This window comes from Nitrosomonas oligotropha (genome assembly GCF_900106555.1).
GTDB classification, from domain to species: Bacteria; Pseudomonadota; Gammaproteobacteria; order Burkholderiales; family Nitrosomonadaceae; genus Nitrosomonas; species Nitrosomonas oligotropha_A.
Genome location: NZ_FNOE01000042.1, coordinates 1 through 18,446, shown reverse-complemented (window position 1 = coordinate 18,446; position 18,446 = coordinate 1). Strand labels below are relative to the sequence as shown.

Annotated in this window: 19 protein-coding genes, 1 tRNA gene and 1 other RNA gene; 8 read left to right on the top strand and 13 right to left on the bottom strand. The window is 49.5% G+C overall.

The features are described from left to right. The 3 genes from BLU57_RS14420 to BLU57_RS14410 all read left to right on the top strand — a co-directional run. Positions 1 to 407 (top strand): conjugal transfer protein TraM (locus BLU57_RS14420; protein WP_256206314.1); only part of this gene is annotated, 407 nt, incomplete at its 5' end. A 31-nt stretch (positions 408 to 438) separates the two neighbouring features. Further along, positions 439 to 768, top strand: coding sequence for a helix-turn-helix domain-containing protein (locus BLU57_RS16735; RefSeq protein WP_090322377.1), 330 nt, complete (start codon positions 439 to 441; stop codon positions 766 to 768). Continuing rightward, positions 678 to 1,658: a tyrosine-type recombinase/integrase gene (locus tag BLU57_RS14410; protein WP_132467141.1), complete on the top strand. Its 981-nt coding sequence runs from the start codon at positions 678 to 680 to the stop codon at positions 1,656 to 1,658. Before BLU57_RS16735 ends, BLU57_RS14410 begins: the two co-directional genes overlap by 91 nt. 73 nt (positions 1,659 to 1,731) lie before the next feature. Here the strand turns inward: BLU57_RS14410 and BLU57_RS14405 are convergent, their stop codons facing one another. From BLU57_RS14405 to BLU57_RS14340, 13 genes are all read right to left on the bottom strand, one after another. Then, positions 1,732 to 2,943, bottom strand: a complete 1,212-nt coding sequence (locus BLU57_RS14405; RefSeq protein ID WP_090322383.1) for a tyrosine-type recombinase/integrase — start codon at positions 2,941 to 2,943, stop codon at positions 1,732 to 1,734. A gap of 135 nt (positions 2,944 to 3,078) precedes the next feature. Further along, positions 3,079 to 3,170 (bottom strand) — tRNA-Ser (locus tag BLU57_RS14400). Positions 3,171 to 3,242: 72 nt separating this feature from the next. Next, a complete protein-coding gene (locus tag BLU57_RS14395; protein WP_090322372.1) occupies positions 3,243 to 3,716 on the bottom strand; it encodes an MEKHLA domain-containing protein in 474 nt (157 codons plus the stop codon). Between the two features lie 112 nt (positions 3,717 to 3,828). Next, positions 3,829 to 6,408: a glycosyltransferase family 39 protein gene (locus tag BLU57_RS14390; protein ID WP_090322370.1), complete on the bottom strand. Its 2,580-nt coding sequence runs from the start codon at positions 6,406 to 6,408 to the stop codon at positions 3,829 to 3,831. Between the two features lie 428 nt (positions 6,409 to 6,836). After that, on the bottom strand, positions 6,837 to 7,355 hold the full coding sequence (msrB, locus tag BLU57_RS14380; protein WP_090322365.1) for a peptide-methionine (R)-S-oxide reductase MsrB: 519 nt from the start codon (positions 7,353 to 7,355) through the stop codon (positions 6,837 to 6,839). A 152-nt stretch (positions 7,356 to 7,507) separates the two neighbouring features. After that, positions 7,508 to 7,804 carry a DUF167 domain-containing protein gene (locus tag BLU57_RS14375; RefSeq protein WP_090322361.1) on the bottom strand — a complete coding sequence of 99 codons (297 nt, stop codon included), beginning with the start codon at positions 7,802 to 7,804 and terminating at the stop codon, positions 7,508 to 7,510. A 13-nt stretch (positions 7,805 to 7,817) separates the two neighbouring features. After that, positions 7,818 to 8,393 (bottom strand): YggT family protein, encoded by a 576-nt coding sequence (locus BLU57_RS14370; RefSeq protein WP_090322360.1) that lies wholly within the window; start codon positions 8,391 to 8,393, stop codon positions 7,818 to 7,820. Between the two features lie 62 nt (positions 8,394 to 8,455). Then, entirely contained in the window at positions 8,456 to 9,268 is an 813-nt protein-coding gene (proC, locus tag BLU57_RS14365) for a pyrroline-5-carboxylate reductase (protein ID WP_090322358.1), read from the bottom strand. A gap of 33 nt (positions 9,269 to 9,301) precedes the next feature. Next, positions 9,302 to 10,129 (bottom strand): bifunctional DNA-formamidopyrimidine glycosylase/DNA-(apurinic or apyrimidinic site) lyase, encoded by an 828-nt coding sequence (gene mutM / locus BLU57_RS14360; protein ID WP_090322356.1) that lies wholly within the window; start codon positions 10,127 to 10,129, stop codon positions 9,302 to 9,304. Beyond that, positions 10,129 to 11,001 (bottom strand): DUF4340 domain-containing protein, encoded by an 873-nt coding sequence (locus BLU57_RS14355; protein ID WP_256206312.1) that lies wholly within the window; start codon positions 10,999 to 11,001, stop codon positions 10,129 to 10,131. The genes mutM and BLU57_RS14355 overlap by 1 nt, the downstream gene beginning before the upstream one ends. Next, entirely contained in the window at positions 10,998 to 12,356 is a 1,359-nt protein-coding gene (locus BLU57_RS14350; protein ID WP_090322353.1) for a GldG family protein, read from the bottom strand. Before BLU57_RS14350 ends, BLU57_RS14355 begins: the two co-directional genes overlap by 4 nt. Next, on the bottom strand, positions 12,349 to 13,092 hold the full coding sequence (locus tag BLU57_RS14345; protein WP_090322350.1) for an ABC transporter permease: 744 nt from the start codon (positions 13,090 to 13,092) through the stop codon (positions 12,349 to 12,351). Before BLU57_RS14345 ends, BLU57_RS14350 begins: the two co-directional genes overlap by 8 nt. A 22-nt stretch (positions 13,093 to 13,114) precedes the next feature. Further along, positions 13,115 to 13,816, bottom strand: a complete 702-nt coding sequence (locus BLU57_RS14340; protein ID WP_371113174.1) for an ABC transporter ATP-binding protein — start codon at positions 13,814 to 13,816, stop codon at positions 13,115 to 13,117. 467 nt (positions 13,817 to 14,283) lie between these two features. Here BLU57_RS14340 and BLU57_RS14335 point away from each other — a divergent pair, with 467 nt between their 5' ends. From BLU57_RS14335 to ssrA, 5 genes are all read left to right on the top strand, one after another. After that, complete coding sequence (locus BLU57_RS14335) at positions 14,284 to 14,961, top strand: OmpA family protein (RefSeq protein WP_090322345.1); 678 nt, start codon at positions 14,284 to 14,286, stop codon at positions 14,959 to 14,961. An 81-nt stretch (positions 14,962 to 15,042) separates the two neighbouring features. Beyond that, positions 15,043 to 16,374 (top strand): TRZ/ATZ family hydrolase, encoded by a 1,332-nt coding sequence (locus tag BLU57_RS14330; RefSeq protein WP_090322342.1) that lies wholly within the window; start codon positions 15,043 to 15,045, stop codon positions 16,372 to 16,374. A 16-nt stretch (positions 16,375 to 16,390) separates the two neighbouring features. Further along, positions 16,391 to 17,098 carry a bifunctional 2-polyprenyl-6-hydroxyphenol methylase/3-demethylubiquinol 3-O-methyltransferase UbiG gene (ubiG, locus tag BLU57_RS14325; protein WP_090322340.1) on the top strand — a complete coding sequence of 236 codons (708 nt, stop codon included), beginning with the start codon at positions 16,391 to 16,393 and terminating at the stop codon, positions 17,096 to 17,098. 47 nt (positions 17,099 to 17,145) lie between these two features. Further along, the gene (gph, locus tag BLU57_RS14320) at positions 17,146 to 17,793 is read left to right on the top strand and encodes a phosphoglycolate phosphatase (protein WP_090322337.1); all 648 of its coding nucleotides are present in this window, start codon (positions 17,146 to 17,148) and stop codon (positions 17,791 to 17,793) included. 92 nt (positions 17,794 to 17,885) lie between these two features. Then, positions 17,886 to 18,245: a transfer-messenger RNA gene (ssrA, locus tag BLU57_RS14315) on the top strand. Positions 18,246 to 18,446 lie beyond the last annotated feature (201 nt).

Here is an 18,446-nt window from a genome sequence, read left to right as displayed (position 1 = left end):
CACTTATTGAAAGAATAGCGTCAGAGCACGGCATTGTTCTGTCGCAGGATGATCCGGTATTGATGATGCATACGCTCAACGAAGTGTTGCTGGAAGAGAATAAAGAAGCCCATGCTGAGCTGTTAAATAATTACCAGGCGATATTGGAAGAGAACTTTAATCGGTGGTGTGAATATTCGACCAAAAAATCCAATGCACTGATTAATGCGTCTATGGGTAACGCGCAATTAACACGAGATCAATTCCTGGAAAGCTGTATTCAGCTGATCGATGAAAAGATAAAAAGCGGGGTGGATCAGGAAACTTACGATTTAGTCAGAATTTCCAGACAGGCGGCCATCATCAATTTATTGGCATCAACCTTACTCTTGGTTTCAGTTGTAACCATATTTTTGATTTTGTTATAGCAAGGTTTTCTAAAAATAAGTTGGATAGTACATGAGAACATTAAATTTAAGTGAAGCTGCCCAATTCTTGAAGTTGCACCCTGAAGAAGTGCGTCGTCGCGCTAAAGCAGGAATTATTCCGGGTGCAAAATTAGGTAAACGGTGGGCATTTATTGAAGATGATCTTGCTGACCACATTCGCTCGTTATATGCTTGCACTCGGCAAGCGTTACAAGTGGGACATGAGGAGAAACAATTATGTCACTCTGTAAACGTGGTAAGACGTGGTGGATTAGTTTCACCACACCAAGCGGCGAGCGAGTTAGATGCTCTGCTGCAACTGAAGATAAAACCCAGGCGCAAGAATTCCACGATAAGCTGAAAGCGGAATCCTGGCGGGTTGCAAGACTGGGGGATAAGCCAAAGCGGACTTGGGATGAAGCCGCTTATAAATGGCTGATGGAGACGCAACATAAAAAGTCACATCATGAAGATGTGGCTAAAATAAACTGGCTCCAACAGTTCTTCAGGGGTAAGTATCTGGATGAGTTGACTCGGGATGTAATCGCAAAGATTGGTGAGTTAAAGCTTCAGCAATCAAGCCCGGCAACAGCTAATCGCTTATTGGCGCTAATTCGTGCAATCTTGCGGCGATCCGCTTTAGATTGGGAATGGATTGATAAACCACCCGTGATTAAACTGTATCGTGAAGCAAAGCGGCGAGTGCGTTATTTAAGTGCAGAACAAGCCGGTTTGCTTATCCAAGAACTGCCGGAACATTTGGCGGAGATTGTGAAGTTTTCATTGGCTACAGGATTGAGACGATCAAATGTCACAAAACTGGAATGGTCGCAAGTCGATATACAGCGAAATGTTGCGTGGATACACGGCGATCAGGCCAAAGCAGGAAAATCGATTCACGTTACGCTCAATTCGACGGCTATAGCAGTATTAACCAAACAGATCGGCAAGCATCCCAAGTCAGTATTCAGTTACAAGGGCAGACCAATCATCCAAGTTAATACAAAAGCTTGGTATAAAGCGTTAAAACGTGCAGGTATTGAGGATTTTCGTTGGCATGATTTGCGCCATACCTGGGCAAGTTGGTTAACTCAGAATGGTGTGCCATTAAATGTCATTCAGGAGATGGGCGCATGGGAGTCTGCTGAGATGGTGAGACGTTATGCGCATCTGGCTCCAGAGCAATTTGCTCAGCATGCGAGAATCGTGGATAGCGTACTTAATGGCACAAATTTGACACAATCGAAGTAAAAGTGTTTCAGTATTGTTCGTAAGTCTTTGTTTTTTGGTGCTGTTGAGAGGAGTCGAACCTCCGACCTACTGATTACGAATCACATTCTTTTTCGATGACACTCTGAGCATTTCTATAAATAAAGCGTTTATCGATATATTCTCCCCACTTCGCCATTAACTCACGTCGTTTTTCAAATAAATCACTTCTCCGGTAAGCAGCTTCAGTTTGATTCTCGATCACATGAGCTAATGCAGCTTCGCAAACTTCCCTTGGAAAATTGGTTTTGTCGCCACACCAATCACGAAACGAACTTCGTAGGCCATGTATGGTAGCTTCAGGGTAAGAAACGCTTTTAAGCATTTTACTAATGGCCACGTCGCTGAGTTTCCGGCCAAACACATGATCATCATTCCCTGATTTATATTTTTCCAATAAAGTCACTATTTCCAGGCACTCACGGCTTAACGGCACACGGTGCATTCGACCCGATTTCATTCGGTTGGCTGGAATTGTCCATGTTTTTGTGGTCTTATTGATTTCACCCCAAGTCATGCCGCGTGCTTCTGAACTTCTGCAAGCAGTCAGAGCTATCCAACGAACGCAAAAAGCACTCATACTGGTTTCGTCTTTTGCACGCAATGCTTCCATGACTTCAATCAACTTGTCATAGGAAATCGCATTAAAATGAACGACAGGAGTTACTTTCTTCGGTGCTGGAAAAATGTGGTCTAAACAACCTTTCCATCGAGCGGGGTTACTCTTGTCGATATTTTCATGAAGAAAAGCGTAATCCAGCACCACTTCTATCCGCTGTCTTACTCTTGATGCAGTTTCGGTCTTATCTTTCCAGATTGGGTTAAGCACGGCTTTAACATCATCCACGCCAATATCTGTGATGGATTTATCGCCAATGAATGGAAACGCATATTGCATAAGCGTGTTTCGCCACTGGCTCTCGTGTTTACTGTTCCGCCATCCAGTCTTTTTGTGTTCTATGCATTCGAGCGCGTAGTCAGCGAAGGTCTTGCTTGGCTTTTCTATTCGCAATACTTCTTTAGGGGATTGGCCATTTGCGATTGCACGCCGCATATTACTGGCGATTTCACGGGCCTCAGCCAGCGTTCTATCTGTTGTTGAGCCTAATCCAAGCTCGATGGCCCGGCCATTTTGCTTATATCGGAATACCCAACTGCGAGAACCGGAATCTCGTACTCGCAAAAGCAGATTATCGCCGTCGGAGTGAGTGCCAGGTGGGAGTGAATTGATTTGAACTGCTTTTAGTCTTTTGACTTCCTTTGCCATCTCGTCTTGCCATCCGTCTTGCCCGAAAAGTTGGATGACATTATATTCTACGAGATTCCTTTGGACAAACTTCACAGTGAATCTATTGATTTACTGGGTTATTTGTACTTCTTTGGATTTGTTTGGATAGTTTATTGGCGGAGAAGGCGGGATTCGAACCCGCGGTACGGTTTGAGCCGTACACACGCTTTCCAGGCGTGCACCTTCAGCCGCTCGGTCACTTCTCCAGGTAATTTCGGCAAGGGGGCAAAGAATAAACCAGTTCCCCGTTTCGGGCAAATTTGTTTTGCGAATTGTCGCTAATTTTGGCTCAAAAATTTCCATGTCGAGAAGGTGGCGCCTTGTCCGACTATCGTGCCATCCGGTTTCTGGATATTCCAGATGAGAATCCGCTCAGCTAGAAAACGTTTGCCGGTACTGGATATCCGGATACCACTGTAATCAGCATGATAGCCCTGGGTTTTTACCTGTTCCAGCATGCGTGCGCGTTCTTCCCGTTTAGCCGGTTCCGCGGTCAGGCGGGAAGGGGTATGCGTAAATTGCTGCCAGTCCATCATCCATAGATTGAGCGCTGTGCGGTTACCGTAATTTAATATTGGATCATCCTCCGTGCCGTGCGATGCCACCACGAATGCGCTGTTGAATAACCGCTCCGCTTGTTCCAGCGGCGTGCCAGTCCGTTCGATCAATTCCTGTTTGACCCAGTGTGCGTAGCTGTCGAGTAAATACTGACACCATTGCACGATGTCCGGATGTGTCCAGTCGGTTTGCATCGTATATTCTCAAATAATGCGTGTCATTCAGTAGAGCCTGAAAGTGTAGCGAGGCTTCTACCGGTTAACAACTGCAATTTCCGGTTATTTTTGCAAGAGCGGCGGATCAATATCAAAGACCTGAATATCCTTGTGCAATTCTGTAATAAACGAAGCGCAGCGGCTTGCCTTCGCGCGTGATAATCAGGCTATGGACTGGGCCAGGTTGATCGAGATGCTTGGAAATATCATTGCCGGCACGGCCGTGCTCCAGATGATGCCGCGCCATGCTGACCAGAATAATCGGCCGGGTGACGGGCGGTTCCGATGGATGCCAGACTTCATACATGGCGCCGCTATCGCCAAACATATTGCGCGCGCGGATATCCATTGGTTCGCCATGCTGATTGTAGAATGCTAGCGCACTGGCAACCGACCATTTGCTCATGCCGACGACCAAGGGTTTCTGTCCGGTCTGCTGCTGCACATCTGCCGCAATTTTCTCGATTTCAATGGTGGCTTCGCGCCAAAAGTAGCGATTCATCAACTCAGGATATGGAATCCCTGGAATTCCGAGCACCACATAGTGCATTATTAATGCGTACACCGCTATGGAAAGGGCGATCGTTGGTTTCCATGCGGCTTGGATACGGTTTGCGAAGCTGCGCGGACTGAAGTTTTGTCCCATCATCCAGGCCATTGTCGGGATGATGGCAAGCCATAACGGGGCGGTCCAATGGAAACGCAATGAGTCGAAGATGCTGAGTACCAAAAATATCCCCAGCGGTACTCCCGTGAATAGGCATACAAACAACATGCGTCTGTGCGCAAACTCTCCCGTGCCATGTTTGTTCCCGGGCAGCAATGCTAATAGCGCAGCGATCAAACCCGTCGGCGTGAGTAATACCAGCAGGTTGACGAGCATTAAATGAACCGAGAACTCATCGTCACCGACACCGCGGATGCGCGATGACTGAAACATGATCGAAGACCAGTGATGCTCCAAGTTCCAGATAATAACCGGGGAAAACAACAGCAGCGCCAGCAATGCGGCAAGGTACGGATGGGGGCGAATCAACCAGCGGCGTGCAGCCGGGTCGATGAGCACAAATAACAATGCGGCAGCGCCGAGCAATCCAAGCGTATATTTGGATAGAATGCCAAGCCCAAAAGCGATTCCCATTCCTAGCCAAGCTGAACTACGGTTTGCGATCAAGGCGCGTTCCATGTAATAGAGTGTGGCTGCCCAGGCCGCTATTACCGGGGCATCCGTAGTCATGAGGAAGCCGGTGGCGAAAGTGAATGGCAGGACCGCCAACAGCAGTACCGTGCGTATACCGGTGGATTTGTCGTATAGGTTTTTGGCCAAAGCATACAGAAAACCCATCGTTACCAAGCCGCAGATGAATGCTCCGATCCTGACCCCGAATTCATTATTGCCAGCAATTGCAGTGCCTAGCCAGATCAGCCACGCCACCATGGGCGGATGATCGTAGAAACTTAAATCCATATGCTGGGTATAGTTCCAGTAATAGGCTTCGTCGGGAATCAGTTGTGTTTCGCCAAGATAAATCAAACGGAACAATATAATGAACGGTACGATGCCGATCGCAGCCACGCGCCAGCGCGTATCGACAGTAGGGCGATTGTCTTTTGGCGGAAATATATAGAAGATCGATCCCAGATAACAGATGATTACGCTAGTGACCGTGGCGGTGAGAATGGCCCATAGCGGCGCTACTTGCCAGGTATTGACAAGCAAGGACAGCAAACCACCGCGTGACAGCATCGCAATGCTGCCGACCGCAGCGATACGGCCGAGGCGGGGCCACTGCAGCTGATTAGTCTGCCGGGAGCGGAACAATCCGCCGGAATTAAAAGCGAGAAATACCGTTGCTGCGGCAAGAAAACTTCCGATATGAGCCGCTGCCAGTCCTGCGCCGTTGCTTTTCAGGATCTGGAACAACCCGATATCGATCAGCGCACAGAGCAGTCCAATCAAAATAACACGTCCGGCGTTGTGAATCGTGGCGCCGCCGGAAAGCGCAAGCAAGCGTTGCAGATACGCCCATTGGTGGTGAAATGATAATTTTGAAGTGCCGCGTGTCCGGTCACGGAAACAGATGGGCACTTCAACCACTTTTAGCGTGCCTTGTCCGGCCATCAACAGTTCGAGCAGGATTTTATAGCCGTGCGCCTTTCCGGAAATGGTCGATGCCAGCTCGCGGCGGAATGCAAAAAAGCCCGAAGTGGCATCGTTCACATCGCACAGCGGGCGTGCCAGTGAGCCGCCGATGCGCGATAGCCATTGCCGGTGCAACGGCCAGCCTTCGGTGCGGCCGCCCGGAATATAGCGGCTGCCGATGGAGACGTCGTGACTGTCATTCAGCACGGGCGCCACAACGGCGGAAAGCTGTTCTGGCGGATGGCTCAGATCCGCATCCATGACCACAATCACATCGCTCTGCGCCTGCGCGGCGCCGGCCAGAATCGACGCCGTCAAATCCGGTTTCTCTGTGCGCTCAATGAGCCGCACCTGCGCTTTTTTCTCCCATGCTCGTACTTTTTCCGGAGTGCCGTCCTTTGAACCATCGTCGACAAAAATAACTTCAAAGCTGTCCTGCGGGAGATTCAATGCAAACAAGCTGGTTAATAACGGATCAATGTTATCGGCTTCGTTGAGTGTCGGTATTACTACGGAAAATTGTGTCAAGGGAGTCTCGGCTCTGAAAATAGAATGGTTGATTTTAAAATAAGGAATTTGCTTAGGGGAAATTGGGATTCTTCCAATCTTCTCTTTACAACTAATTCGTTATTGTTATTATATTATTAGATATGTTATATCGGTATTTTAATCAATGATTTGAAAAAGATAGACTATATTGAATCATCGGTGTGCATGGTGCGAATCAAGTATCCTGTGCGATGAAGTTGCCGCCAGTATAAATAGGAAAATAGTGAATGGCTATTGATTTGGGCTTTGACAGAATTGTTAGGGATTTTAGCGGCGCAAGGTGGATTTTACGCCAGATGGATTCTTGCCCCATTGTCAGTTTTCGCTACTTGCAGTGGGTGCGCAATCGAAAAGTACACAGGTCAGAGAATAATCCGGTAGGTTTGCGGGCTGAGGCGCACCGGTAATCAGCTTCTGAGCGCCGGTAGCGGTTCGTCTTTCGGCACAAAATTGAGCGCAATGCCGTTGTTACACCAGCGTTCGCCGCGTGGCGGTGGGCCGTCTTTGAACACGTGGCCCTGATGCCCGCCGCAGCGTGCGCAGTGGTATTCGGTGCGTGGTTTGATCAGTTTGAAATCGAGTCTGGTGGCGATGTGTCCGGCAATCGGCTGGGTAAAACTGGGCCAGCCGGTCCAGCTTTCATATTTATGCGCACTGTCAAACAGCGGCAGATAACAAGCGGCGCAAATGAATGTACCTGCGCGATCTTCGTACACCAGATTGCTCGATTCCGGGCGCTCGGTGGCTTCTTCAAACAAGATTTGATAGGCTCTTGGTGAAAGCAATGTGCGCCATTCTTCATGCGGTTTGTTAAGCGGCGTGATGGGGCTGGCCGCTTCACCAACCGCCGCCGTGCGCAAGCAGGTGGGAACCAGCGGAATCACGGCGGCTGCGGCCAGCGCTTGTAACACAGTGCGTCGTTTCATGAAATCTTCTCCAAGGCGGCAAAAGTGCGCGTGAATTGATTTTCTTGGATCTCTTCGGCGCGAGCTGATTCGATACGTTCTGTAGTCATTCGCATGGAAACCTAAGATTGCTCTGTGGCATTAATATGAGAATCCTATCTTGGCAGCGGTAATTAATCGCAGGACTCATCAAATAACACTGCCGGATCATGTGCGGATCGCTGAATCACGATCACTTTATGGCGCGATTTATCCCCTTGTTTCAATATCACGCGAGAAAGCGGCACATCAAAACGTTCGGCAAGAAATTTCAGCAATGCGGTATTAGCTTTGCCTTCCACCGGTGGCGCTGCGAGTTTTATTTTTAACGCATCGCCATGCAAACCGGCTGCTGCGGTATTTTTTGCACCCGGTTGAATATGCAGTGTCAGCACGAGATTATCCGCATCATCGTACCGGTACCATCCCATGCCGATCGATTAGTTAAAAGAGCATTGCGATGATTTCCTTATTCACGCCGGCTACGACCATCAATAACACTTGAATCAGAATCAGCACGAACAAGGGAGACAAGTCGACATTGGCGACCGGTGGTATGCGTTTGCGGAAAACAGCCAGGAACGGACGGGTAAAGCTTTCCAACAGCGGCGCCAGCGGACTGTGCGGATTAACCCACGACAATACGGCTTGCATGATAATCATGATCAACACGATATAGAGCGTCGTCTTAATGATCTCAACGATGCCCAGCAATCCCATCACGCCCAATGAAGTGACGATATTGATCTCGAAATCATACCCTTGCACCATGTACATGCTGGCTATGATGATGCACTCCAGCAGCCACGCCAGCACCAGTGTTGATAAATCAATTCCCGCCCAGCCGGGAATAAATCGGCGCGCCGGACGTACAATAAAATCGGTCACTGCGATCAGAAACTGCGAGACCGAGTTGTAGTAGGGGACGCGCAGTAATTGAAAATAAAAACGCAATAACAATGCCAGGGATAACAACCCCAGAATAGTATCAACAAGAAAAATCAGGATTTGATTGGACATAACAATTTTCCAGAAAAACTATAATCGATAATTAAGAAATCGCTAATAAGTTATCGCGAACATTATATTTTGCCGAACTCGTCACTTAATTCCCGTGAGCGTTTATTCGCAGCATGAATGGCAGTGACGATCTTACACTTAATATCATTTTTTTCCATAGTTTGTATCGCTTGCTCGGTGGTGCCGCCTTTGGAAGTCACCCGAGCGCGCAATACGGCCGCATCTTCATCGCTCGAAATGGCCAGTTTGCTGGCGCCTGCGAAAGTCTGCAAGCTGAGTTGTCTGGCTTGAACCGCTGATAGACCTAATTCTATCGCCGCTTGTTGCATCGCTTCAATAAAGTAGAAGACATAAGCGGGGCCGCTACCGGAGATCGCTGTTACGGCATGCAGCATCTCTTCGTCATCCACCCAAAGGGTCGAACCTACCGCCGCGAGGATCGATTCAGCGCTCGTTCTGTCCCGCGCATCCACGCTGGGAGTTGCATATAAACCGGTGACACCGGAACGCACCAGCGAAGGCGTATTGGGCATGGCACGCACGACCCGCTGATACCCGCCCAACCAACGCATGATGTCGGTGGCGCGAATTCCGGCGGCAATCGATATCGTCAATTGATTTTTCAGTAATGGCGAAAGTTTCTGCGTCAATTCAAATAATTGCTGCGGTTTTACCGACAGCAAGATCACATCGCTGGCGGCGATACCCTCAGCGAGATCGGCCACCGCTGTGATGCCGAATGCTTGCTGCAATTTTTCTCGGCTGCCGGCATTAATTTCCACCACGTTGAGTTGCCGGGCTGCATACCCTTGCTGCAACAATCCGCTGATTAAGGCGGAAGCCATATTACCGCCGCCGATGAACGAAATATTCATAGTCATTTTCTCGCTACGTTGATTGAACTGAGATCAGTGCTGGCAAGCCGGGCAATAGAAACTAGCGCGTTGTCCTTGTCTGATGTACTGAATCATACCCTCACATTTTTTACAGCGCTGGCCTTCACGCCCATAAACCCAATAGTTCTGCTGGAAGTAACCGGGAGTTCCGTCGCTGTTCACAAAATCGCGCAAACTGCTGCCACCTGCTTCGATGGCTTGCTGCAAAGTGTGTTTAACCGCCTGCACCAACCGTTCATACCGGGTTATGCCAATCCTACCAGCGGCAATTTTGGGGTTGATCCCGGCGAGAAACAAGGCTTCGTTCGCATAAATATTGCCGATACCAACCACCACGTGATGATTCATCAGCGTTTGCTTGATGCTGACACGGCTGCCTCTGGTTTTCGCGAATAACCACGCGGCATCGAAATCCGCCGTTAAGGGCTCCGGGCCGAGGTTCTGAAAAAGCGGATGGTGTAGAACATTTCCGGTTTGCCATAACACGGCACCAAAACGGCGCGGATCCCGCAACCTTAAGACTGTGCGATCACGCAGAATCAAGTCAAGATGATCATGCTTTCCCGGCGAAAGCCCTGTATTTTGCGTTGGTGGCAGAATGCGTAAGCTTCCCGACATTCCCAAATGCATGATCAATGTTCCCGTACCAAAATCCAGCAACAGGTATTTGGCGCGCCGGGTTACGGTTTGAATCGTCAGGCCTGTTAATAATGACGGTAACTCATCCGGTACCGGCCAGCGTAGCCGGGGATTACGGACAATGACTTGGGTAATCGTTTGTCCCACGATATGGGGTGCAATGCCACGCCGCGTTGTTTCGACTTCCGGTAATTCCGGCATCAGCTCTCAGTCTCAGCCTGTGCTAGGGTGGCTGGATCGAGTAAATGCCGGCCGGTATCAAGCGGAAATTGGTAACCGATTTCCTCATCGGCCCGCACTAAAACAATCGAAACGGCATTGTGCAATATTTTCAGATCGATCTGCTGGCCATCCTGCAAACCGATTTTCAACATACCGGTTTCAACAAAATCAGATCCCAGCTGCGACACCAATATCAGCTCCGCGGCGCTAGCCGTCTGCCACAATTGAATCCAATCTTTCAATGCAGTTTCGGTGACGACATGGTCCGATCGTTGCAATGTTACACGCCAATCGGGATGGTGAAATTCCGCCGCAAAATGCGGCAGTTCAAACTTGACCGGAGTCTCGCTAGGTGACAGCAACCTGGAATCGATCAAATCGTTCACGCTACCCGGCAATGCCAACGCATAACGGGGTGCAATCAGATGCACATGATCACCAGCCGCTACATATTGCTGGTTAGTGGTGGGTGCAAATCCGCCAAAGCCAAACTGTGTATCGTCAATGGTTAACAGCACATTCGGGCGCTCCAGACCAAATCGTCCTAAATCAGTCAACGGAAAGCGTTGCTGACTTTTAGCCTGGAGAATTTCCAGAATTCGCCGGATCTTTTCTTCGTTAGCCCGGGCGTGCAGGGGCGTTGTCAGATACCAATGATCGTTCAGCCGTTTGAGCGTGATTTCCTGTTGTGGCCTGACGATACGCACACTCTGCACGGTTTCGGCAGAATTGCTGGCGATTGAATATTCCGGGTTACCCTGGGATTGCGGTTTAAAGTAAAGAAACAACAGCAAGCTGCCAATCGTGGCAACCATAATGAGATTCAGCCGTGCATGATGCGTCATGGTCATATTTTTCTCCGGCGGCGCCACCAAATTACACCCCCGCATGTCAGGAACAGCAGGGGCAATACCACTAAGAAAACCACCGCGATCAGTGTCAGTTCAAATTCACTCAAGACCAGACTGCTATCCAGCGTTGCGCGTGGTTGAATCACGATCAACTCTTCATCACCGGTCAACCAGTTAATCAGATTAATGCCGAAGTCCAGATTACTGCCGTTGCCCAGATAAGTATTGGCAAGAAAATGCCCGCTGCCGACCACGGCAATGCGTTGCTCGCGGTCTTGGATAGTGCGCGTCAACGCCACGGCAATACTGACCGGTCCGGGTATATCAGCATCCTGATCAAACTGAATTTCTCCATTCGGATCGCCGGTTTCCACCCAACCTTGCGGTGCCGCTTCAACCAGTGCAACACCGCTCCAATCCTCGCTATCATCCATCTCGATCTGACGCGCGAAGGGAAATACGGTGATGTAATTAAAATCATTGGTAATGACATGCGGCCCGTAAATTGCGCCCAAAGCAAAGGTAATCGGCGCTTTGAGTTCCACCGCCTGAGGATCGGCCACGACACCGGGAGTCAGTGATAAGCGCAATTTTTCTGTCAGCGGCAATAATCCGCGCAACGATTCCTGATCAACCAGCCAGAGCAAATTGCCGCCACGGTCGATATAATCCAGCAGTTTTTGCACTTCCCCTGGCAACAAGTCGGTTTGCGGTGACGCAATGAGCAGCATGCTCGCCGTGGCCGAGATATCCCGTTCCATGGCGAGATTGAGTGGCTGGCTGTTAAAGCCGTTGGAGCGTAAGTGCTTGCCGAATTCTCCGAGATCATAATTGGCGTTACCCTCTAGCTTGCGCTCACCATGACCGCTTAGCGCCACAATCAGCTTATCTTCTGCGCGAGCTAGCCGCATCAATGCATTGGAAAATGCTTGTTCATTGATGGTAAGCAAGTGTTCAACCCGCTGATTGAATCGAATGATCATTTCACCATTGACGTGCACATTGGCTTCCTGCGCTAACAGTGGCTGTTCCACCGGATCGATGAACAGCAACGAAAGATCTGGCTTAATGCGCTGATACATTGCGATAAAATCAGTAATGATGCGGCGGATGTCGCCCAGTTGAGCATCTTGCTCAGTGGCATACGCGGTGATCTCGACCGGTCCATGCAATTTTTGCAGGATCTCCACGCTGGCTTCACTCAGGCTGTTACGCCCGTTCTGACTGATATCCCATTGCTGGCGGGTCTGCTGGGCCAAATATCCAAGTAAGAAAACCAATAGCAGCAGCAAAATGACAAACAGGCCATGGTGTAGCCGGTATTGCCGGTGCAATTTTTTATCCAACTCAGCCATGCAGCCGCTCTCCATCCAGACGGCGAATCGTCAACACCAGAAAGGTAACGGTAAACAAAATGAAATAGGCGGTACTCAAAGTGTCGATCAGACCTTGATTAAAATGGTCGAAATGTTTCAGCAAAGAAAAATAGTGCAGCCAGCTTTGTGTTGCGCTTGCCGCCAGATCGATCAGCCATAATCCCAGTAACACGCCCAGAGTGCCTGCCGCGGCAATCGCCGGTTGTGCGGTCAGGCTTGAAATATACAGCCCAAGCGCAGAAAAACTGGCAACAGTCAGCAGCAATCCTATCGTGTTACTGAGCAATAATCCAAAGTCCATCATGCCGCCGGTACGCAATGAAAGACATAAGGCGATAATCAAACTGATGATCGCGGAAAAAAATACCATTAAGCCAAGAAACTTACCCAGCACGATATCCGTCATCGAAACCGGTGCGGAAATCAAGAGTGTCAGCGTGCGGTTGCGGCGTTCTTCGGCTATGAGGCGCATCGATAGTAATGGCGTAATCATCAATAAAACGATCGCGGCCACCGCAAAGACCGGGGTCACGATAATCTCGGTAACTCCCGGAGGATTGGCAATTTGCAATAATTGCGATTGAATTTCCAAAAATGCATCCAGCCGCACCAGAAAAACCCACGCCAGCACGAGCTGAACCAAAGCCAGCAGTAGCCAGGCCAGCGGAGAAATGAACAGCATATGCAGTTCTTTACGGATAATGGTGATAATCATCTTCAAATTCCGGTTCGTGCAGTTACTGTGTGAGTTGTGTGAATACCGATTCCAGACTGGTATTCTGCTGGCGCAAATCGATCATCGGCTGGTCGAATACAATGCTGCCTTGGTGCATGATTTGTACCCGGTCACATACATTTTCAACTTCCGGCAAAATATGGGTCGATAGAATAACACTGCTGGTTGTTCCCAATTCGCGGATTAATTGGCGGATTTCACGCATCTGATTGGGATCAAGACCCACTGTCGGTTCATCCAGGATGATGACATCGGGGTTGTGAATGATCGCTTGCGCGATACCCACGCGTTGCTGATAACCCTTCGATAATGTGCCGATCAAATTGTTGCTGTGCTGTTCCAAACCACAACGTTGCTTCACATTTTCCAACGCCGCCTTAAGTGCTTCCTTCGGGACGCGATGCAGCCGGGCAGCCAACAGCAAATATTCATTCACCGTCATATCGAAATAAAGCGGGGGAATCTCCGGTAAGAAACCCACATGTGCCTTGGCTTCCTGCGGTTTGTCCAGTAAATCGATGCCGCAAATTTCAACACCGCCGCTACTGGGCGCAAGATTACCCGTCAACATGCGCAGCGTTGTCGATTTACCCGCGCCATTGGGTCCAAGCAATCCCAATACCTCGCCACGCCGCAATTGCAGGTCGAATTGATGAACTGCGACAACTTCACCATAATGGCGCGTTAGATTTTGCGCTGACAAAGTTAGAGCTGCTGTTTCATCGAGCATACGGCAATGTTTTTAGAATGGATTGAAAGGGTTCATGAAAATCTTCGCCGCATAGTATGCCGATGTGAAATTTCACCATCTTGGCGGCTGGACAGTATACGTGTGATAGATCAATAATTCACCGGCTTTAACGTGATGCCAATACCGGCGCCATATGTGCGAGAGTGATATGCGATTTGCTATATCGTTAATTTTTTATCAGAAAATGACCGGTTATTGATCGCTCAACCAAGCTAAGTCATTAATTTCATTTCAACTTGATTCGTGAGGGCAATTTGTTGTAATTTTACAACATGTTGATTTGATAAAACAAACAAACAAACTGATAAACGCGCAATCAAAAGCCTGAAGTAGTAGAATGCTAGAAAGTTTTCAAGTGCAGAATAGTTTTTTGCATACCAATATTAAAACCCGTAGTTTTCATTAAAAAGGACAACAGCATGAAGAAAATATCAGCTAAAAATACTCTCATGGGAATGATTCTTATACCAGTAATGTTTTCTGGTGCTGTTTTGGCACAAGAAACAGTTATTGATAAGGATAAAGCTGTAAAAAAACCGGAAGCTTACGGTGTTGACGATCGTGGTGTAGTGGCAAGAAATACAACCGGCCTATGCTGGCAAACCGGTTACTGGACACCGGCAATGGCGATTCCAGAATGTGATCCGGATCTGGCTAAAAAAACTGAAGGCACGGTACCCGTAGCTGCGGCACCTGCAGTCGCAGCTGCTAAAACAGCACCGGAAAAAATTACATTCTCTGCCGATGCATTATTTGATTTCGATAGCGCAAAACTGAAACCGAATGGTATTCAGTCTTTGAATGAATTTGTAACCGGCATAAAAGATGTTAAGTACGATCTTATTATCGCTGTAGGTTATGCTGATCGCATCGGTTCCGATGAATACAACAAAAACCTCTCGATACGCCGTGCTGAATCGGTCAAAGCTCATCTGGTTTCAAGAGGCATAGAGCCAAGCCGTGTTTTTGTTGATGGCAAAGGCGAAGCTAATCCTGTGACAGGTAATAGTTGCGTAGGCGACAAAAAAACCAAAGCGTTGATCGAATGCTTGGCACCTGATCGCCGCGTTGAAATCGAAGTAGCCGGTACCCGATAAGCGAAAACTGGTTCACTATTTTTACGCATGAAGCCCTGCCCTTAAGAGCAGGGCTTTTTTCTTTCTAGATACTCGAAACGCATGAATGGTTTGCAGCAAATCGATACTCTGATTGAAGCGAAATGGATTATTCCCATCGAGCCTGCTGAAGTCGTGCTAAATCAACATGCCATCGCCATCGATAAAGGAATTATCCAGGATATTCTGCCGGCATCGGAAGCCAGTCTGCGTTATCAAGCCAAGCAAACAATCACCCTAAACGATCATGCGCTGATCCCGGGATTGATTAATCTGCACACCCATGCCGCCATGACGCTGATGCGTGGATTTGCAGATGACATACCTTTGATGGCATGGCTCAATCAGCGCATCTGGCCGACAGAAAATCAGCACGTTAATGCCCAATTTGTTTTGGACGGTACACAGCTCGCGTGTGCCGAAATGATCAAAGGCGGCGTTACTTGTTTCAACGACATGTACTTTTTCCCAAAATCCTGTGCGGAAGCCGCTATTGGCTCCGGCATGCGTGCTGCCATCGGCATGGTCGTGATCGACTTTCCCACCGCCTATGCCAGTGACGCCGATGATTACTTGGCGAAAGGCTTGGATTTACGAGACCAATATCAGCATCCGCTGCTGTCCTTCTGTTTTGCGCCGCACGCACCCTATACCGTCAGCGACAAAACCTTCCGCAACATTCTGACTTACGCGGAACAGCTCGATACCCCAATACATACGCATTTGCACGAAACCCAGGATGAAATCCGCATCAGCCTCGAATCCACCGGCATGCGGCCGATTGAACGCTTGCAGCAATTGGGGCTGCTCAGTCCGAATTTAATTGCGGTGCACATGACGCATTTGACGGATCATGAAATAAAACTGGTGCATCAATACGGTTGCAGCATCGCACATTGCCCTTCGTCCAACATGAAGCTCGCCAGCGGACTAGCGCCGGTTGCGCCTGTATTGAATCAAGGCATCAATGTCGGTCTCGGCACCGATGGCGCGGCCAGTAATAATCGCCTCGATATGTTCGAGGAAATGCGTCTGGCGGCGCTGCTGGCAAAAGCGACCAGCGGACGGGCCGATGCTTTGCCCGCGCATCAAGCATTAAAAATGGCAACTTTGAATGGCGCCAATGCCCTGGGGCTGGGAGAAATAACCGGCTCATTAATCCGTGGAAAAGCGGCTGATATTACCGCAGTCGACTTCACCGGCCTCAATCTCGCGCCTTGCTACGACCCGGCTTCCCATTTAGTCTATACGGCAAGCCGTGAACAAGTGAGTCATGTGTGGGTAAATGGTAGAATGCTGCTCCACGAAAAAGAACTGATGACGCTCAACCCGGTTGAATTGCAATACCGTACCGCATACTGGCAAGAGCGTATCGCGGCCACATCAAAAAATTAGGCACAAAGGAATGCATATGGAAAATGACGGCATCAATGCTGACCCGTTGGAACTGGAAAAATTCAGCCAACTCGCGCACCGCTGGTGGGACCCCAACAGCGAATTCAAGCCGCTGCATGAAATCAATCCGCTACGCCTTAACTACATCAATGATCTGGTTGAAGGCTTAACCGGAAAAGCCGTGCTGGATGTCGGTTGCGGCGGCGGTATTCTGTCCGAGGGCATGGCATCGATGGGCGCGCATGTGACCGGTATCGATCTCAGCGACAAAGCGCTCAAAGTCGCCAAACTGCACCTGCTGGAAAGCGGACATCACGTCGACTACCGCAAGATCACCGTGGAATCGCTGGCAAAAGAGCAGCCGCAACACTTTGACGTGGTTACCTGCATGGAAATGCTCGAACACATACCCGATCCCATGAGCATTATCCGTTCCTGCACGCAATTAACCAAACCCGGCGGCTGGGTTTTCTTCTCAACCATTAACCGCAACCCGAAAGCCTATCTGTTTGCCATCATCGGCGCGGAATATGTCTTGAAGCTATTGCCACGCGGCACGCACGAATACTCAAAATTCATCAAACCCTCGGAACTCGCGCGTATGGCGCGCAATGCCGGTTTGACGGATGAGCAGCTGATCGGCATGACATACAACCCGATCACCAAAGTCTATGCACTGGAAGATGACACCGATGTGAACTACATCATGGCGTACCGCACCTAAACCGATTGCGTTGTTTCACTATCACCTCCAGCATTTGAACTGAATCCATGATTAAAGCCGTTCTCTTCGACTTCGATGGCACACTGGCCGATACTGCACCGGATCTCGGCCACGCCTTGAACCGGCAACTCATCCTGCGCGGACTACCCGAGCTGCCCATCGAAAAAATCCGTACGCAGGCCTCCGCCGGTTCGCGCGGGCTGCTGGGACTCGGCTTCAACATCAAACCGGGCGACGCAGGTTATGAATCGATGCGTAACGAGTTTCTGGATTTCTACACACAACGCCTATGTCACGATACCTGTCTTTTTCCCGGTGTTGATGCGTTGCTCGATCAACTGGAACAACGCAATTTGCCTTGGGGTATCGTCACCAACAAACCGGCGCGTTTTGCGCATCCGCTGATTGAAATACTGGGTCTGGCACAACGCGTCGCCTGCATTGTCTGTGGCGATGAACTGGCGAATACCAAGCCACACCCCGAACCGCTCTTGACCGCCAGCAATAAAATAAACATTTCCCCCGCGCATTGCATTTATCTCGGGGACGACATCCGCGATGTTCAAGCCAGCCTGGCAGCCGGCATGCAACCCATCGTTGCCCGCTATGGCTATCTGGGCAACGACCAGCCGCCCGAAACCTGGGGTGCCCGGCACCTGATCGATCACCCCGCGGAGCTGCTGAGCTATCTGTAAAGAAACTCCCGCTTTTCTGTTAGAATACCTGGCGCATAGGACTTGAACTTTTAGGTTTCGGCACCATCCTATGCACTACCAAAACGAATACCGGGGACGATCTGGTTTCGACGTGGGTTGCAAAGCAGCGCAGGGCATACCGAGGATCAGATTACCTCGTAAATCCATCTGAAAACAATAGTCGCAAACGACGAAAACTACGCTTTAGCCGCTTAATCGGCTAGCCTCTGCACCGGTGGGCCTCAACGCCGGGTCTGGCAACAGACAGCAGAGTCACTAACGGGGATCGCGTTTTATAGGGTCACTTTATAAAACGTTAAACGCAAGGTGACTCGCCTGTCATCAGCTTGCCGGTTGGCGGTTGCCAGGCTAAATTAAATAACATGGCTAAGTATGTAGAACTGTCTGTAGAGGACTTGCGGACGCGGGTTCGATTCCCGCCGTCTCCACCAATAAGCGGTCTAATCCAGACCACTCAAGACCAACTAAGGCCCATATAAAACAGGGTCTTAGTTCCGGTCTCACAAATGCCCCATTAGTCTCGGTTGGTCTCAAAAGGCCTCGGTTGTGGCACAAAAATGACACAAAATTGCCACAAGTCATTTTTGCCGATGAGCGCACCGCAGCATACGGCACAGAAAAATGCCGCCGCA

Bases quoted from the DNA above. Each gene is read 5' to 3' on its own strand.
- BLU57_RS14345 (WP_090322350.1), bottom strand. From the start codon at position 13,092: ATGATTATCACCATTATCCGTAAAGAACTGCATATGCTGTTCATTTCT.
- BLU57_RS14355 (WP_256206312.1), bottom strand. From the start codon at position 11,001: ATGACCATGACGCATCATGCACGGCTGAATCTCATTATGGTTGCCACG.
- BLU57_RS14405 (WP_090322383.1), bottom strand. From the start codon at position 2,943: ATGGCAAAGGAAGTCAAAAGACTAAAAGCAGTTCAAATCAATTCACTC.
- ubiG (WP_090322340.1), top strand. From the start codon at position 16,391: ATGGAAAATGACGGCATCAATGCTGACCCGTTGGAACTGGAAAAATTC.
- msrB (WP_090322365.1), bottom strand. From the start codon at position 7,355: ATGAAACGACGCACTGTGTTACAAGCGCTGGCCGCAGCCGCCGTGATT.
- proC (WP_090322358.1), bottom strand. From the start codon at position 9,268: ATGAATATTTCGTTCATCGGCGGCGGTAATATGGCTTCCGCCTTAATC.
- mutM (WP_090322356.1), bottom strand. From the start codon at position 10,129: ATGCCGGAATTACCGGAAGTCGAAACAACGCGGCGTGGCATTGCACCC.
- BLU57_RS14370 (WP_090322360.1), bottom strand. From the start codon at position 8,393: ATGTCCAATCAAATCCTGATTTTTCTTGTTGATACTATTCTGGGGTTG.
- gph (WP_090322337.1), top strand. From the start codon at position 17,146: ATGATTAAAGCCGTTCTCTTCGACTTCGATGGCACACTGGCCGATACT.
- BLU57_RS14350 (WP_090322353.1), bottom strand. From the start codon at position 12,356: ATGGCTGAGTTGGATAAAAAATTGCACCGGCAATACCGGCTACACCAT.
- BLU57_RS14335 (WP_090322345.1), top strand. From the start codon at position 14,284: ATGAAGAAAATATCAGCTAAAAATACTCTCATGGGAATGATTCTTATA.
- BLU57_RS14375 (WP_090322361.1), bottom strand. From the start codon at position 7,804: ATGGGATGGTACCGGTACGATGATGCGGATAATCTCGTGCTGACACTG.
- BLU57_RS16735 (WP_090322377.1), top strand. From the start codon at position 439: ATGAGAACATTAAATTTAAGTGAAGCTGCCCAATTCTTGAAGTTGCAC.
- BLU57_RS14395 (WP_090322372.1), bottom strand. From the start codon at position 3,716: ATGCAAACCGACTGGACACATCCGGACATCGTGCAATGGTGTCAGTAT.
- BLU57_RS14330 (WP_090322342.1), top strand. From the start codon at position 15,043: ATGAATGGTTTGCAGCAAATCGATACTCTGATTGAAGCGAAATGGATT.